Annotated in this window: 15 protein-coding genes; 8 read left to right on the top strand and 7 right to left on the bottom strand. The window is 63.8% G+C overall.

The window, feature by feature from the left end; all coding sequences use genetic code 11:
* Window positions 1–10: 10 nt before the first annotated feature.
* Window positions 11–943 carry a carbohydrate ABC transporter permease gene (locus tag U1R88_RS07630; RefSeq protein ID WP_322430714.1) on the bottom strand — a complete coding sequence of 311 codons (933 nt, stop codon included), beginning with the start codon at window positions 941–943 and terminating at the stop codon, window positions 11–13.
* A gap of 92 nt (window positions 944–1,035) precedes the next feature.
* Window positions 1,036–2,292, bottom strand: coding sequence for an ABC transporter substrate-binding protein (locus U1R88_RS07625; RefSeq protein WP_322430713.1), 1,257 nt, complete (start codon window positions 2,290–2,292; stop codon window positions 1,036–1,038).
* A gap of 372 nt (window positions 2,293–2,664) precedes the next feature.
* Between U1R88_RS07625 and U1R88_RS07620 the strand changes: the two genes are divergently transcribed.
* The 5 genes from U1R88_RS07620 to U1R88_RS07600 all read left to right on the top strand — a co-directional run bounded on the left by U1R88_RS07620 (window position 2,665) and on the right by U1R88_RS07600 (window position 7,113).
* Window positions 2,665–3,567, top strand: a complete 903-nt coding sequence (locus U1R88_RS07620) for a glucosamine kinase nucleotide-binding domain-containing protein (RefSeq protein WP_322430712.1) — start codon at window positions 2,665–2,667, stop codon at window positions 3,565–3,567.
* 80 nt (window positions 3,568–3,647) lie between these two features.
* Window positions 3,648–4,430 (top strand): GntR family transcriptional regulator, encoded by a 783-nt coding sequence (locus tag U1R88_RS07615; RefSeq protein WP_322430711.1) that lies wholly within the window; start codon window positions 3,648–3,650, stop codon window positions 4,428–4,430.
* 14 nt (window positions 4,431–4,444) lie between these two features.
* Window positions 4,445–5,455: an SIS domain-containing protein gene (locus tag U1R88_RS07610; RefSeq protein WP_322431353.1), complete on the top strand. Its 1,011-nt coding sequence runs from the start codon at window positions 4,445–4,447 to the stop codon at window positions 5,453–5,455.
* Complete coding sequence (gene nagA, locus U1R88_RS07605) at window positions 5,452–6,624, top strand: N-acetylglucosamine-6-phosphate deacetylase (protein ID WP_322430710.1); 1,173 nt, start codon at window positions 5,452–5,454, stop codon at window positions 6,622–6,624. The genes U1R88_RS07610 and nagA overlap by 4 nt, the downstream gene beginning before the upstream one ends.
* 252 nt (window positions 6,625–6,876) lie before the next feature.
* A complete protein-coding gene (locus U1R88_RS07600; protein ID WP_322430709.1) occupies window positions 6,877–7,113 on the top strand; it encodes a hypothetical protein in 237 nt (78 codons plus the stop codon).
* A gap of 92 nt (window positions 7,114–7,205) precedes the next feature.
* On the opposite strand, the gene U1R88_RS07595 is transcribed toward U1R88_RS07600, so the two are convergent.
* Window positions 7,206–7,397, bottom strand: coding sequence for a hypothetical protein (locus tag U1R88_RS07595; protein ID WP_068288216.1), 192 nt, complete (start codon window positions 7,395–7,397; stop codon window positions 7,206–7,208).
* 95 nt (window positions 7,398–7,492) lie between these two features.
* Window positions 7,493–8,506 (bottom strand): histone deacetylase family protein, encoded by a 1,014-nt coding sequence (locus U1R88_RS07590; protein WP_322430708.1) that lies wholly within the window; start codon window positions 8,504–8,506, stop codon window positions 7,493–7,495.
* A 129-nt stretch (window positions 8,507–8,635) separates the two neighbouring features.
* On the opposite strand from U1R88_RS07590, the gene U1R88_RS07585 reads away from it, so the two are divergent.
* Window positions 8,636–8,881: a hypothetical protein gene (locus U1R88_RS07585; protein ID WP_322430707.1), complete on the top strand. Its 246-nt coding sequence runs from the start codon at window positions 8,636–8,638 to the stop codon at window positions 8,879–8,881.
* Window positions 8,882–8,888: 7 nt separating this feature from the next.
* On the opposite strand, the gene U1R88_RS07580 is transcribed toward U1R88_RS07585, so the two are convergent.
* Window positions 8,889–9,638 (bottom strand): SDR family NAD(P)-dependent oxidoreductase, encoded by a 750-nt coding sequence (locus U1R88_RS07580; protein WP_322430706.1) that lies wholly within the window; start codon window positions 9,636–9,638, stop codon window positions 8,889–8,891.
* Window positions 9,639–9,823: 185 nt separating this feature from the next.
* Here U1R88_RS07580 and rhmD point away from each other — a divergent pair, with 185 nt between their 5' ends.
* Window positions 9,824–11,002, top strand: coding sequence for an L-rhamnonate dehydratase (rhmD, locus tag U1R88_RS07575; protein ID WP_322430705.1), 1,179 nt, complete (start codon window positions 9,824–9,826; stop codon window positions 11,000–11,002).
* Between the two features lie 63 nt (window positions 11,003–11,065).
* Complete coding sequence (locus U1R88_RS07570; protein WP_322430704.1) at window positions 11,066–11,752, top strand: GntR family transcriptional regulator; 687 nt, start codon at window positions 11,066–11,068, stop codon at window positions 11,750–11,752.
* On the opposite strand, the gene U1R88_RS07565 is transcribed toward U1R88_RS07570, so the two are convergent.
* The gene (locus U1R88_RS07565; RefSeq protein ID WP_322430703.1) at window positions 11,749–12,516 is read right to left on the bottom strand and encodes an SDR family NAD(P)-dependent oxidoreductase; all 768 of its coding nucleotides are present in this window, start codon (window positions 12,514–12,516) and stop codon (window positions 11,749–11,751) included. The genes U1R88_RS07570 and U1R88_RS07565 overlap by 4 nt on opposite strands.
* A 1-nt stretch (window position 12,517) precedes the next feature.
* Window positions 12,518–13,558, bottom strand: a complete 1,041-nt coding sequence (locus U1R88_RS07560) for a histone deacetylase family protein (protein WP_322430702.1) — start codon at window positions 13,556–13,558, stop codon at window positions 12,518–12,520.
* Window positions 13,559–13,568: the final 10 nt, after the last annotated feature.

Below are 13,568 nucleotides of genomic sequence, written 5' to 3'. Positions count from 1 at the left end.
GTCGATCTCCTCAGAACTGATACCGCCGCAGCCGCGTCTGGATAGCGAAGAGGTAGACGCACACGCCGGCCAGGATGATGAAGAACATCATGGAGGCGATGGTGGCGCCCATGTTCGGATCGCCGAGCTGCAGCTGGAAGCCGAAGAAGGTGCGGTAGAGGAAGGTACCGAGAATGTCGGTGGCGTAGTTCGGCCCGGCCAGCGCGCCCTGTGCCGAATAGATCAGGTCGAAGGCATTGAAGTTGCCGACGAAGGTCAGGATCGAGATGATACCGATCGAAGGCAGGATCAGCGGCAGCTTGATCTTCCAGAACTGGGCGATGCCGGTGATACCGTCCATCTCGGCCGCCTCGATCACCTCGTCGGGGATCGACAGCAGGGCGGCATAGATCAGCATCATCGGAATGCCCACGAACTGCCAGACCGAGACGAGGCCGAGCGTGGTCAGCGCATAGGCTTCCTTGCCGAGCAGCGGCGTGAACCAGCTCTTGAGGCCGATCAGGTCGAGCATCGAGGGCGCCACGCCCCAGAGCGGGGAAAGGATCAGCTTCCACACGAAGCCGACGATCACGAAGGACAGCACGGTCGGAATGAAGATCGCCGTGCGGTAGAAGGCGGCGAAGCGCAGCTTGGGATGGGAGAGCAGCGCCGCCAGCACGACGCCGATCGGGTTCTGCACCACCATGTGGATGAGGAAGAACCAGCAATTGTTGCGCAGGGCGTTCCAGAAGCTGGAGGCCCAGCGCGGATCGCCGAACAGCGTGCGGAAATTGTCGAGCCCCGCGAAATGCGACACACCATCGACGGTCCGGAACAGCGAAAACTGCAGGGTACCGATCAGCGGCAGGATCATCACGAGCGTGTAGATGATGACGGCCGGCGCCAGGAAAACCGGAATGTGCCAGCGGAACGCTTTTCTACTTGGTGAATCTTCGAGAGACATTGCAGCAATCCTCGCATGTGCGTTGCTGTTGTCGGAGATGGCGATGAGGGGGAGGATGGCCGCGCCGTCATCGAGGCGCGGCCGAGCCGATCTTATTTAGCCGGCTTATACCAGCTGTCGAGCCCCTTCTGGAGCTTCTCGGCAGCAGCTTGCGGCGTGTCGACGCCGTTGATCACATTGGCGGATTCCACCCAGGTCTCGTTCTCGAGATTGGGCGTGCCGCGCGACAGGATCTTGTAGGTCGAGCGGATGGTCGACTTGCACTTGTTGCGCCAGGACACGAATTCCTGCGCCAGCGGATTTTCGAGCTTCACCTCGCTCTTGGCGAGGCTGAAGAAGCCCGGCAAAGCATTGGCGTAGAGCGTGGCGAATTCAGGCGAGGCGATCCAGGCCAGCAGCTTCTTAGCTGCTTCCGGGTTCTTGCTCTTGGCGTTCAGGCCGAAGCCGATATCGTTATGGTCGGAGATATAGCAGGTGTCGCCGGCCTTGCGCACGGGCGGCGAGAAGGCGCCCATCTTGAACTGGGCCTGCGCGCCGAACGGGGAGATCTCCCAGGAACCTGCCGGATAGATGGCGGCGCGGCCGAGGGTGAACAGGTTCTGGCTGTCGGGGTAGGTCTGCGCTTCGAAACCATCGCCCAGATAGGACTTCCACTTGGCCAGCGTGACGAAGGGCTCGACCCAATCGGCGTCCGTCAGCTTCTGCGAGCCCTTGATCAGCGCCAGACGGCCGTCCTCGCCCTTCCAGTAGTTCGGGCCGATGTTCTGGTAGCCCATCGTGGCCGCTTCCCACAGATCCTTGGTGCCCATCGCCATCGGAACATAGGTGCCATCCGCCTTGATCTTGTCGAGGGTGGCAAAGAATTCCTCTTCGGTCTGCGGCGGTTTGAGACCGAGCTTGTCGAAGGCATCCTTGTTGTAGATGAAGCCGTGGATCACCGAGGCGACCGGCACGCAGAATGTGGCCTTGCCGTCGTCGGTCTGCCAGGCAGACTTGGACGTGTCGGTGAAATTGTCCATGCCCGGCAGGGTCGACAGATCCGTCAGCTGGCCCTTCTTGTAGAGCTCGAGCGAGGCATCGAAAGGACGGCAGGCGATCACATCGCCGGCGGTTCCGGCATCAAGCTTGGCGTTGAGCGCGGCATTATATTCCGGCGGCGCCGACGGGGTGAAGTTCACCTTGATGCCGGGATTGGCCTTCTCGAAGGCCGGGATCAGCTTTTCCTGCCAGATGGCAAGATCGTCATTGCGCCAGCTTTCGATGGTGAGGGTAGCGTCCTCGGCCCAGGCGGCCGTCGCGCTGAGAAAAGTAGTGCCCAGGAATAGGGCCGTCAAAAGTCGCTTCTTCATCCGTCTTCCTCCCTGTACCGGCCACTGCCCGGGCCGGCTCTGGTCAACCTTGCGGTATCCAACTCCACCGGGATGCGCCGCTCATGCAGCCTTTCCCGGCCGGCAACTGGTCTGCTGCCCGGAGACCCGAAGAACCTGCACGCCCGCAGGCCTCCGCTCGGCAGCGCCGGCCTAGGTCCGACCCCGCCTCCCCGATGCGCCGGACAATACCAAATAAATACCACTTGTCTAGTGGTCTCACATAACTTTTCTCTCCAAGTTGTCATATTTCATGTAAGTACCTGATTTTGTTTAGTTTAAATTTTTTGCCCAGAATGCCTCTTGACGAGTGGTAGCTTATTGGTATTGTTTTCGTATAGGGAGGACACTACAATGATGATCCTTGGCGTCGATGGCGGAGGCACAAGCTGCAGGGCGGCGCTCGCGACAGCCCAAAGCCAGATCATCGGCCGCGCCAAGGTCGGGTCGGCCAATATCCGCACGGATTTGAACGGAGCATGCGAGAGCATCATGGCAGCCGTCGGCCAGGCCTTCGCCACCGCCGGCCAGGATCCGGCCCATATTCCCGACACCCCCGTCGTGCTCGGCCTGGCGGGCGCCAATATCGGAACCTATGCCGCCGAGCTGCGCACTCGCCTGCCCTTTCACCGCTGCCTGATCGAGTCCGACGTGCTCATCGCCCTGGAAGGCGCGATCGGCGCGGGAGACGGCGCCATCGGCATCCTGGGCACGGGCAGCCACTATCTGGCGCGCCAGTCGGGCGAGATCCGCCGCCTCGGCGGCTGGGGCTTCCTGCTCGGCGACCAGGGCAGCGGCGCACGGATCGGGCGCGATCTGCTCGAGGAGACGCTGCTCGCCCATGACGGCACGGCTCCTCTCACGCCTCTGCTGGCCGCCGTGCTGGCGGCACATCACAACGATCCACAGGCGATCGTCGAGTTCACCAAATCCGCCCAGCCGCGTGATTTCGGCACCTTCGCACCGATGATCTTCGACTATCTCGATCGCGGCGACCCGGCGGCGGAGAGGATCGTAGGTCGGGCCGTTTCAGCGGTGGAGGCATCCCTGGACGCGCTTGCGCTTGCCAATGCGACACCCCGTTGCTTATTGGGCGGCCTGGCAACGCTGATCGGACCTCGCCTGCCCCCGAAACACCGGGAGCGGCTCGTGCCTCCTCTGCAGGACGCGCTGGGAGGCGCAGTATCCATGGCTGCCCGACTATTCGGCCTCGAGCGGTCATTGTCGGATGGCAAACCGGGACTGATGCAGCCATGATCGCCAGGCCGTTGAGTTACGCCGAACTCTTGCCCTCCTATAAGGAACAGGCCCGGGAATTCGGCTTGGAAAGGCAAGCCATGAGTGACGCCGTCGACCTCATCTTCCGTTCCCTCGCCGATGCCAAGGGCAGCAATGCGCCGCTCTATCTGCAATTGCGCAAATCGATCGAGGAAGCGGTGCGGGACGGTGTCCTGGCCGCCGGCGACGCGCTCCCTTCCGAACGTGATATCGCCATGAAGGCCGATATTTCACGCGTCACCGTGCGCAAGGCGCTGCAAAACCTGGTCGAACAGGGGGTGCTGATCCAGCGCCACGGTTCCGGTACCTTCGTGGCGCCGCGGGTTGAACGCGTCGAGCAGTCGCTGTCGCGCCTGACATCCTTCACCGAAGACATGGCACGGCGCGGCAAGCTGGTGCACTCGGTCTGGCTCGAGCGCGGTCTCTATGTACCCTCACCGCAAGAGACGATGATTCTCGGCCTGACCGCCAACGAGATGGTGGCACGCGTAAATCGCCTGCGCTTTGCCAATGAAGCCGCCGTCGCGATCGAACGCGCCTCGATCGGGGCCTCGCTGCTGCCGAACCCGGAAGCGGTCGGTTCCTCGCTCTACGCCGCCCTTGCCGAGTACGGCAACAAGCCGGTGCGCGCCGTCCAGCGCATCTCCGCCGCCAATCTCGGGCCGGAGGATGCCCAGTTGCTGCGCGTGCCTCCCGGAGCCGCCAGCCTCAACATCGAGCGCGTCTCGTATCTGCCGAGCGGTAAGGTGGTTGAATTCACCCGGTCGATCTACCGGGGCGATACCTATGATTTCGTAGCTGAATTGCGGCTGGCCGAGCCCAGCGAAGGAGAAGCACTGTGACAACAGAGACCCATATGCGCCGCGAGGTGCTGGAAATTCCCCAGGCCGTCGCACGCCTGTTCGAACAATCGGCCGCCGAGATGGAACGGGCGGGCACTGCGCTGAAGGCCGTCGATCCGAGCGTCCTCGTCACCGTGGCCCGCGGCTCCTCCGACCATGCCGCCTCCTTTGTCAAATATGCGGTCGAGTTGACCACCGGTGTGCCGGTCGCCTCGCTCGGTCCTTCGATCGCCTCGATCTACCAGGCGCCGCTCAAGCTCGCCGGCGCCGCCAGCCTGTCCATCTCGCAATCGGGCAAGAGCCCCGACATCGTCGCCATGGCGGAAGCGGTGCGCCATAGCGGCGCCGTCGCCATCGCCCTCACCAACACGGCGGGCTCGCCCCTGGCGCTCGCGGCCGATCATGCCATCGATATCGCCGCCGGCACAGAGAAGAGCGTTGCTGCCACCAAGACTTTCGTGAATTCCGCCGTGGCCGGCCTCGGCGTCCTCGCTTATTGGGCCGGCGACAAGGCACTGCTCGCCGCTCTCCAGGATCTGCCCCGCCACCTGGAACAGGCGGTCGCCTGCGACTGGACTGCCCTGGCCGACGCCCTGGACGGCACCTCCTCCGTTTTCGTGCTCGGCCGCGGCCCCGCCCTGGCGATCGCCAACGAGGTGGCGCTGAAATTCAAGGAGACCTGCTCGGTGCACGCGGAAGCCTATAGCGGCGCCGAAGTCATGCATGGGCCGATGGCGCTGGTCGGGCCCGGCTTCCCCGTGCTGGCCCTCGCCGCCCGCGACAAGGCCCAAAGCTCCATCATTGGAACCGCCGACGCACTGGCGGCCAAGGGAGCGGCCGCCTTCATCACCGCCGACGGCGCAAAGCAAGCCGCACGCCTGCCCTTCGCAGCCACCGGCCACCCCTTGACCGACCCGCTGGTGCTGATCGCTTCCTTCTACGCCTTCGTCGAGGCCTTCGCCCGTCGTCGCGGCCTCAATCCCGACGAGCCCCGCAATCTGCGCAAGGTCACGGAGACGGTATGAGCACGCAATCGGCCCTGCTGGCCCCACGCATCTTCGATGGCGAGGCCTGGCACCAGGATGCCGCCGTGATCGTCGACGGCGAGCGCATCGAGGCGATCGTGCCCCGCAGCGCCGTGCCGGCGGGAATCGCGGTCGAGACGATCGAGACGGGCTTCATCGCCCCCGGCTTCATCGACCTCCAGGTCAATGGCGGCGGCGGCGTGATGCTGAACGACCGCCGCGACGCCGAGACCATCGCCACCATCTGCGCGGCCCACGCGCAGTTCGGCACCACGGCGCTGCTGGCGACCCTGATCACCGACACGCCCGATATCACCACCGAGGCCCTCGAGGCCGGCGCGGAGGCCCAGCGACGGAAGGTGCCGGGTTTCCTCGGCCTGCATATCGAGGGGCCGCATCTGGCCGTCTCGCGCAAGGGCGCGCATGATCCGCACTTGATCCGCCCGATGGAGGAGACCGATCTCGCCAGGCTGGTCGCCGCCAGAAGCCAGGTTCCCGTCCTGCTCACGACGGTCGCGACGGAATCGGTGACGCCGGCCCAGATCCGGCGCCTCGCGGATGCCGGCCTGATCGTCAGCATCGGCCATTCCGACGCTGAATATGGCGACGTGGTCGCGGCGGCGGAGGCCGGCGCCTCCATGGCCACGCATCTGTTCAACGCCATGAGCCAGATCAAGAATCGCGAGCCGGGGCTTGCCGGCACGGCGATCGCCCTCGGTGGTCTCTCCGCCGGGCTGGTGGCCGACGGCATCCATGTCGACCCCATCACGATCGACATCGCATTACGGGCCAAGCGGCACCCCGGCCGGATCTTCCTGGTCACCGACGCCATGGCCACGATCGGCACGGATATGCGGCAGTTCACGCTCAATGGCCGCGTGATCAAACGCGAAAACGGCCGCCTGACCCTCGATGACGGCACTCTCGCAGGCGCCGACCTCGACATGATTTCGGCCGTGCGCTTCATGCATGAGCGGATCGGCCTCGATCTCGGCGAAGCCCTGCGCATGGCCTCGCTTTACCCGGCCATGGCCGTGGGCATGGACCTGCGGTATGGCCGCCTGGGCCGAGGGAGCCGATCCGACATGGTTGTGCTGACGGATGATCTGGCGATAACCTCGGTCTGGATCGGCGGATCGGCGGCTTTCCGATCAAGAATGCCACGTTGATACAATAGAGAATAGACTCATAATCACACGCTTCCTGGCAAAAATTGCCTAGGAAGCGTTTCCATTTCTATATTACAGCCGGACTCTATAACGGAAACCGGCTCACATATTTTTTATGCCTTTGCGTCAGCATGATATCTCTGCTTGTCATTGGCCCAAAAAAATTCTCAGATGATATATTTCGTATCACGCCCATGTCACAGCCTTTCGTCATAGGGAAGGCAATTATTGGACTTGGCATTGGATGGTTGAATGAGCGATCCTTCGGACCCGCTCGGAAGTGGAGACGGCTCGGTCGTCACGCCGCTTCTTACGAAATTTCGCGGCCTGACTTCACCGGAACATCGGCAATTTGCCGTGGCCGAATTCGAATTCGCGGATGGAGCGATCATCCGCATCCCCATCGCCAGCGATGCCGTGGCCTCCTTCAACGATGCCTTGGTGGTATGGATGTCGAAGGGCAATGCGGCCGGTGCCATCGTGCATTGAGCTGTCATGCCGAAAAGCCGGCAGACTTTCGCTTGAGAGAAAGCATCGAGGCGAGAAGTTCAAGCAGACCGTTTATAGCGGCGAAGGCGACTTCAACCATGCAGATGCCGCCTGCCCCATTTACGCTCGGACAGCTCGGCGTTGCAGCGTTCCTGTTTCCTGTGCCAGAGATAGCCTGACAGGATGACCGCGCCGATGGCAATATCGGCGGCGAGAACCTTGAACAGGGCCGGCATCCAGAGGGCTGCCAGCAAGGCACTGGCATCGACAGCGAGACTGGTCATCGGAACAACTCCCTCAATCGTCCCAAACCAGTCTCGAACCTACGCCCCGACCCCGGCATTTTGATGTCGTAACCCATGCATGCTGGAAAAATGCCTTACAGCCCCCAGAGGAAGCTGGCGAGATTGTCGCCGAGGGCGTCGCAGACATAGCCGCCCTCCTGCACGATCGTCATCGGCAGCCCGAGGCTGGCGATGCGGGCGGCGATACGGGCGAAACCCTTGGTGGTCACCATCAATTCCTGGAAGGGGTCGCCCTCGAAAGCGTCGAGGCCGAGCGCCACCACCAGCGCGCCCGGTGCAAAAGCGGCGATACGGTCCAGGGCCACGTCGAGGGCAGCGAGGAAGCCCTCGTCCCCCGTCTTGCGCGGCAGGGGTAGGTTGAGGTTGTAGCCCAGCCCCTCGCCTTCGCCGCGCTCGTCCGCATGTCCCCAGAAGAAGGGGTAGAAGCGGATGGGATCGGCATGGACGGAAACGGTGAAGATGTCGGGGCGGCCATAGAACATGCCCTGGGTGCCGTTGCCGTGGTGCAGGTCGACATCGAGAATGGCGACCCGGTCGTAACGGCTGCGCAGGGCCTGGGCGGCGATGCCGCTGTTGTTGAAGAAGCAGAACCCGCCGGCAAGGTCGGCGAAGGCGTGATGGCCCGGCGGACGGCAAAGCGCATAGGCGGCGCGTTCGCCGCCGAGCACCAGGCCGGCGGCATGATAGGCGGTGTGGGCACTGGCCAGGGCCGCCTCATAGGTCCCCGCCGAAATCGGGCAGGCCGTATCGGCCATGTGATAGCCCGCCTGCCCTACGGCGGAAGCGGGATAGGCTCCATTGCGGCGATCGGGATGGATGTTGGGGATTACCTCGGCCGAAGCCCCATCGATCTCGCTCCAGCGCGCATGGATATGGCGCAGGAAATGGATGTAGTCGGGCTTGTGCACCGCGGCGACAGGCGCCAGCCCGGCATCGTCGGGGGCGATCTGCGTCAGCCCGGCGCCAAGGGCCGCCTGCAGCAGGATATCGCAGCGGCGCGGCACTTCCGGATTGGGCCGTTGCGTGCCGCTCGACAGGAAGAAGGTCGGATCGTGGCGCCTCTGGGTTTCACTGAATACGACCTTCATGCCCGCCATTCCTCCGCCCGCTGCGACTCGATCCGCTCCCTGTTTAGCCGATCTGGCTGTGACCGGCGAAACTGCCACGCGGATCAACCGGTGCGAAAAATGGACGCTCTTTCCCCGAGGACTTCCGTCATGCGTCCGAGTACCGGTTTCCTAGCGCTGCTGGCTCTCGGTTGCGCCATGCTGGTCTTTCTCGAGACGCAGGGACATTATCTGGCACGTCTGTTCGACAACCGGTTTCCCTGCCAACAGAATCCTGCCAATTCTGCCCCCTGCTATGTGACGACGAGCCTTGCGGTCATCGTCGCGGCCGCCGCCATCGGGCTGGCGACGCTCGCCGTGGTGTTGGTGCGGGCGCTGATGACCCGCCGATCCTGACACGTTATCAATAGGTGGCGCGACCGCCCGAAATGTCGAACACGGCGCCGGTGGTGAAGGAGCATTCCTCGCTGGCAAGCCAGGTGATGATGGCGGCCAACTCCTCCACGGTGCCGAAGCGGCCCATCGGGATCTTCGACAGCATGTAGTCGATATGGGCCTGGCTGACCTGCTGCAAGATCGGCGTGTCGACCGTCGCCGGCGTGATGGCGTTGACGGTGATGCCCTCCTTCGACAGTTCCTTGCCCAGCGACTTGGTCAGGCCGATCACCGCTGCCTTCGACGAGGAATAGGCCGAAGCCGTGGGATTGCCTTCCTTGCCGGCGATGGAGGCGACGTTCACGATGCGTCCATAGCCATGCTTCTGCATCAGCGGCGCAACGAAGCGGTTGCAATAGAACAGGCCGTTGACGTTGATGTCGTAGACCCGCTTCCATTCCTCGATCGGATAATTGACCAGCAACTCGTTCTTGCCGGCCACGCCGGCGGAGCAGACCAGGACGTCGATGCGACCGAGCTGGTTTTCGGCCTGCAGCGCCGCCTTTTCCACGGCAGCGGCGTCGGTGATGTCGATGGCAATGCCATGGGCCCGTGGCCCCAAGGCCTGGCGAACCGTCTCGATGCGGGCGGCATCCACGTCCCAGATCGAGACCGAGCCGCCTTCGGCCACGATGCGCTCAGCCGTCTTGAGGCCGATGCCGGAGGCTCCGCCGGTGATGATGGCGCCGCGGCCCTCGAAGCGAATGATCGTGGTCATGCCGGTCCTTCCCTGCCTTCCAAATGCCGGCCGTCCCGCCGGCGCCTCCGCGTTTTCCGGGGCACCCGGGTGATATCGGATTATTTGTCTGACAACAAGGGAGTGCGTTTTCAGGAATTTGTAAACTTGACTGACAAGTTTCTTGCGTCACTATTCGACGCAACCCAACGCAGGAAGGACGAGGCATGGCATCTCCCCGCATCAAGCAGGTCAGGACCTATCTGGTCCGCAGCGAGGGTGGTGGCGACTATTTCAGCCAGAAGCAGGGGCATTGGCTGATCGACACGCTGATCGCCAATCCGATGTCCGGCTATGCCGACTACAAGGCCTCGCGCACCAGCTGGGGCGTCAACGTCATGGGCTCGATCGTGGTGGAGATCGAGACGGAAAGCGGCCATGTCGGGCTCGCCACGGGCTTTGGCGGTGAGCCTGCCTGCTGGCTGATCCAGCACCATTTCCGCCGCTTCCTCGACGGCGCCGACCCGCGCGACCTCAATCGCCTCTGGGACCAGATGTTCCGGGCGTCGATATATTACGGCCGCAAGGGCCTGCCGCTCGCCACCATCTCGGTAGTGGATCTCGCCCTGTGGGATCTCATCGGCAAGATGAGGGAGGAGCCGGTCTACAAGCTGATCGGCGGACGCACCAAGGAGGAGATCCGCTTCTATTGCACCGGGCCGCGGCCGGAAGCGGCCCGCCGGCTCGGTTTCTGGGGCGGCAAGGTGCCCCTGCCCCACGGCCCGTCCGACGGCATCGACGGCCTGCGCGCCAATGTCGCCTTCCTCGCGGCGCATCGGCAAGCCATCGGGCCTGATTATCCGCTGATGGTCGATTGCTACATGGCACTTGACGTGTCCTATGCGATCGAACTCGCGACCGCCTGCAAGGACCTCGACATCTACTGGTGGGAAGAGGTTCTGCATCCCGACGATGTCGACGGCTATGCTCTGCTCAAGAGAGCTTTGCCGGCAACCAAATGGACGACGGGCGAGCATGAATATTCGCGCTATGGCTTCCGCAAGCTGATCGAAGGCCGCCACATCGACATCCTGCAACCCGATGTGATGTGGGTCGGCGGCTTGACCGAATTGCTGCGGATCTCTGCCCATGCCAGCGCCTACGACGTTCCCGTCGTCCCGCATGGCAGCGGCCCCTTCAGCTACCATTTCGTGATGTCGCAGCCCCATTCGCCCTATTGCGAATATGTCGCCAACAGTGCCGACGGCCAGGACGTGTTGCCGGTTTTCGGGCCCCTCTTCAGCGACGAGCCGGTGCCGAAGAACGGACGCCTCGACGTTCCCGATACCCCGGGCTTCGGCCTCACCCGCAATCCCGCGGCGGTGCTGGTCGAGGCCGGGATGTAGCAGGGCACGCCCAGCCCTGCTTCGGCGCTTGCTCTCGGCACGCCAATGTGATCACAGTCTGGGATGAGCAACGATAGTCTCGCTGCCGTCGAACCGGCCGACACCGCGACCAATCCACTGCACCAGCAGGTCTACAGGACGCTGCGCGAGCAGTTGATCATCGGTAATTTCCCTCCCGGCAAGAGCATGAGCCTGCGCGGCATCAGCGATATGCTGGGCGTGGGCGTGATGCCCTGCCGCGAGGCGATCCGCCGCCTCGCCGCCGAGAACGCCCTGGAAGTCCAGCAGAACAGGCGGGTCTGCGTGCCGCATCTGACCGTGGCCCGCTTCGAGGAGCTGATGAGCGCACGGCTCGCCCTCGAGCCGCTCTGCGCCCGGCGTGCCCTGCCTTTTGTCGATGGCGACAGGCTGGAGCGCATGATCGCCCATGACGAGACGATGAACCGGAACTACAAGACCGGCAGCGCCGACGTCTACATGCTGGCCAATTACAACTTCCACTTCGAGCTCTATCGCGCCGGCAATTCGGACGTGCTGGTGCCGCTGCTCGAAAGCGTCTGGGTGCAGTTCGGCCCGTTCATGCGCACCATCTATGACGTGGTCGAAGGCGCCGAGATCATCGACAAGCACAAGATGGCGATCGAGGCGATCCGCCGGAACGATGCGGATTCGCTGCGCACCGCCATCGAGGCCGACATTCTCGACGGCATGTACCTGCTGCGGCACACCCTCGGCCTGGGCGCGAACTAGGCCTTGCGCTCCTGCAGGATGTTGCCGCCATCCACCACCAGCACGGAACCGTTGACGTAGCTGGCGCCGTCGGAGGCCAGGAAGGCCACTGCGACGGCGACCTCGTCGGGCGTTCCAGCACGCCCAGGTGGCGTAGCACGGGCGGCGACACGTTCCTCCTCGGTGGAGGAACCCGTCTCGATCCAGCCTGGCGCCACCGCATTGACGGTCACGCCATCCCCGGCCACTTCCAGGGCAAGGGCGTGGGTCAGCCCAACCATGCCGGCCTTTGCTGCCGAATAGGCAGCCTCGCCGGGATTGGAGACATAGGGGCCGGTGACCGAGGCGACATTGACGATGCGCCCATGTCGCTTGGCGATCATGGCCGGCAGGAAGGCCCGCGTCACCAGGAAGGCTGTCTTCAGGCTGACGTCGATGCCCCGGCTCCATTCAGCCTCGTCGAGATCGACGAAGCGCTTCTGCACCGCCGGCTGCGACACGCTGCCCATGCCGGCATTGTTGACGAGGATGTCGACATCGCCGGCGGCCGACCGCAATCGGCGCACCGCGTCGGGCTGCGTCAGATCTGCAACCGCCGCCCAGGCTTCGATGCCCTCGGCCTCGAGTTCCGCAGCGCGGCGGTAGATGCGGTCGGTCGAGGCCGTTATCGCCACCGAAAGGCCGGCCCGCCCGAAGGTCCTGGCAATGGCGAATCCGATCCCGTCGGGAGAGCCAGCCCCCGTGACCAAGACGGAGCGCGAGCGGACGAAAGATCCCGAAGCCATCTCACCCTCCCGCCTGTTCGAAGCCGGTGAGGACATTGACGGCATTGACCCCGAGCGCCCCGACGGCATAGCCGCCTTCCATCACGAACAGGGTCGGCAGCCCCAGCGCCGCGATCCGTGCCCCGATCTCGCTGAAATGCGGGCTGTCGAGCTTGAATTGCGAGATCGGGTCGTCCTTGTAGGTGTCGACCCCGAGCGAAACCACGAGAGCCTGCGCATCGAAGGCCGCGATCCTGCCGCAGGCGTCCTCGAAGGCGACGGACCATTCCGGCCACTGCGTGCCGGATGGTAGCGGATAGTTGAAGTTGAAGCCCTCGCCCGCTCCCTCTCCGCGCTCGCGGGCATAACCGAGATGGAAGGGAAACTCGAAATCGGGATCGCCATGCATGGACGCCACCAGCACGTCGGCGCGATCATAGAAGATCTCCTGCGTACCGTTGCCGTGATGATAGTCGACGTCGAGCACCGCAACGCGGGAACGACCGGCATCGCGGAAACGCTGCACGGCGATGGCGGCATTGTTGAGGTAGCAATAGCCACCGAAGAAATCGCGGCCCGCATGATGGCCGGGCGGGCGGCACAGCGAGAAGGCCGTGCGCTCGCCGCCGAGCACGGCATCGGCGCCGGCGAGCGCGGTGTCGGCAGCACGCTTGGCCGCCCGCCAGGTGGTGGCGGTGATCGAGCCGGCCATGTCGAAGGAATAATAGGAAAGACGGGCATCAAGGCCACTCGGCGCCTTGTCGATAGGCGGCATGGAACGGTGGCGCCAGCTATAGGGCCAGACCTCGCCGTCGCGGCCAGCCGCCCGCCATTCCTCATACACGCCCCTGAGGAAATCGACATAGTCAGGCGTATGGATGCGCTTGATCGACGCTATCTCATAGTCCTGCGGAGTCAGCACCGGGCCGAGCCCCACTTCCTTGACCCGAGCCAGGATGATCTCGGCCCGTTCCGGCTTTTCGAAGGTCTCGACGATCTTGCCGAAGGAAAGCTCCATGCCGCTGTGATGGAGATGGTGGTCGGCGGTGTAGAAGGTCTTCATGCCAAAAGCT

Origin of the sequence: Labrys sedimenti (assembly GCF_034424805.1) — a bacterium.
In the GTDB taxonomy this organism is placed as follows: domain Bacteria; phylum Pseudomonadota; class Alphaproteobacteria; order Rhizobiales; family Labraceae; genus Labrys; species Labrys sedimenti.
The sequence above is the reverse complement of the archived record's forward strand: the minus strand, read 5'-3'. Positions and strand labels throughout refer to the sequence as shown.

What these genes read in the sequence shown, in the direction of transcription:
- U1R88_RS07630 (WP_322430714.1), bottom strand. Translation starts at nt 943, where the DNA reads ATGTCTCTCGAAGATTCACCAAGTAGAAAAGCGTTCCGCTGGCACATT.
- U1R88_RS07625 (WP_322430713.1), bottom strand. Translation starts at nt 2,292, where the DNA reads ATGAAGAAGCGACTTTTGACGGCCCTATTCCTGGGCACTACTTTTCTC.
- U1R88_RS07620 (WP_322430712.1), top strand. Translation starts at nt 2,665, where the DNA reads ATGATGATCCTTGGCGTCGATGGCGGAGGCACAAGCTGCAGGGCGGCG.
- U1R88_RS07615 (WP_322430711.1), top strand. Translation starts at nt 3,648, where the DNA reads ATGAGTGACGCCGTCGACCTCATCTTCCGTTCCCTCGCCGATGCCAAG.
- U1R88_RS07610 (WP_322431353.1), top strand. Translation starts at nt 4,445, where the DNA reads ATGCGCCGCGAGGTGCTGGAAATTCCCCAGGCCGTCGCACGCCTGTTC.
- nagA (WP_322430710.1), top strand. Translation starts at nt 5,452, where the DNA reads ATGAGCACGCAATCGGCCCTGCTGGCCCCACGCATCTTCGATGGCGAG.
- U1R88_RS07600 (WP_322430709.1), top strand. Translation starts at nt 6,877, where the DNA reads ATGAGCGATCCTTCGGACCCGCTCGGAAGTGGAGACGGCTCGGTCGTC.
- U1R88_RS07595 (WP_068288216.1), bottom strand. Translation starts at nt 7,397, where the DNA reads ATGACCAGTCTCGCTGTCGATGCCAGTGCCTTGCTGGCAGCCCTCTGG.
- U1R88_RS07590 (WP_322430708.1), bottom strand. Translation starts at nt 8,506, where the DNA reads ATGAAGGTCGTATTCAGTGAAACCCAGAGGCGCCACGATCCGACCTTC.
- U1R88_RS07585 (WP_322430707.1), top strand. Translation starts at nt 8,636, where the DNA reads ATGCGTCCGAGTACCGGTTTCCTAGCGCTGCTGGCTCTCGGTTGCGCC.
- U1R88_RS07580 (WP_322430706.1), bottom strand. Translation starts at nt 9,638, where the DNA reads ATGACCACGATCATTCGCTTCGAGGGCCGCGGCGCCATCATCACCGGC.
- rhmD (WP_322430705.1), top strand. Translation starts at nt 9,824, where the DNA reads ATGGCATCTCCCCGCATCAAGCAGGTCAGGACCTATCTGGTCCGCAGC.
- U1R88_RS07570 (WP_322430704.1), top strand. Translation starts at nt 11,066, where the DNA reads ATGAGCAACGATAGTCTCGCTGCCGTCGAACCGGCCGACACCGCGACC.
- U1R88_RS07565 (WP_322430703.1), bottom strand. Translation starts at nt 12,516, where the DNA reads ATGGCTTCGGGATCTTTCGTCCGCTCGCGCTCCGTCTTGGTCACGGGG.
- U1R88_RS07560 (WP_322430702.1), bottom strand. Translation starts at nt 13,558, where the DNA reads ATGAAGACCTTCTACACCGCCGACCACCATCTCCATCACAGCGGCATG.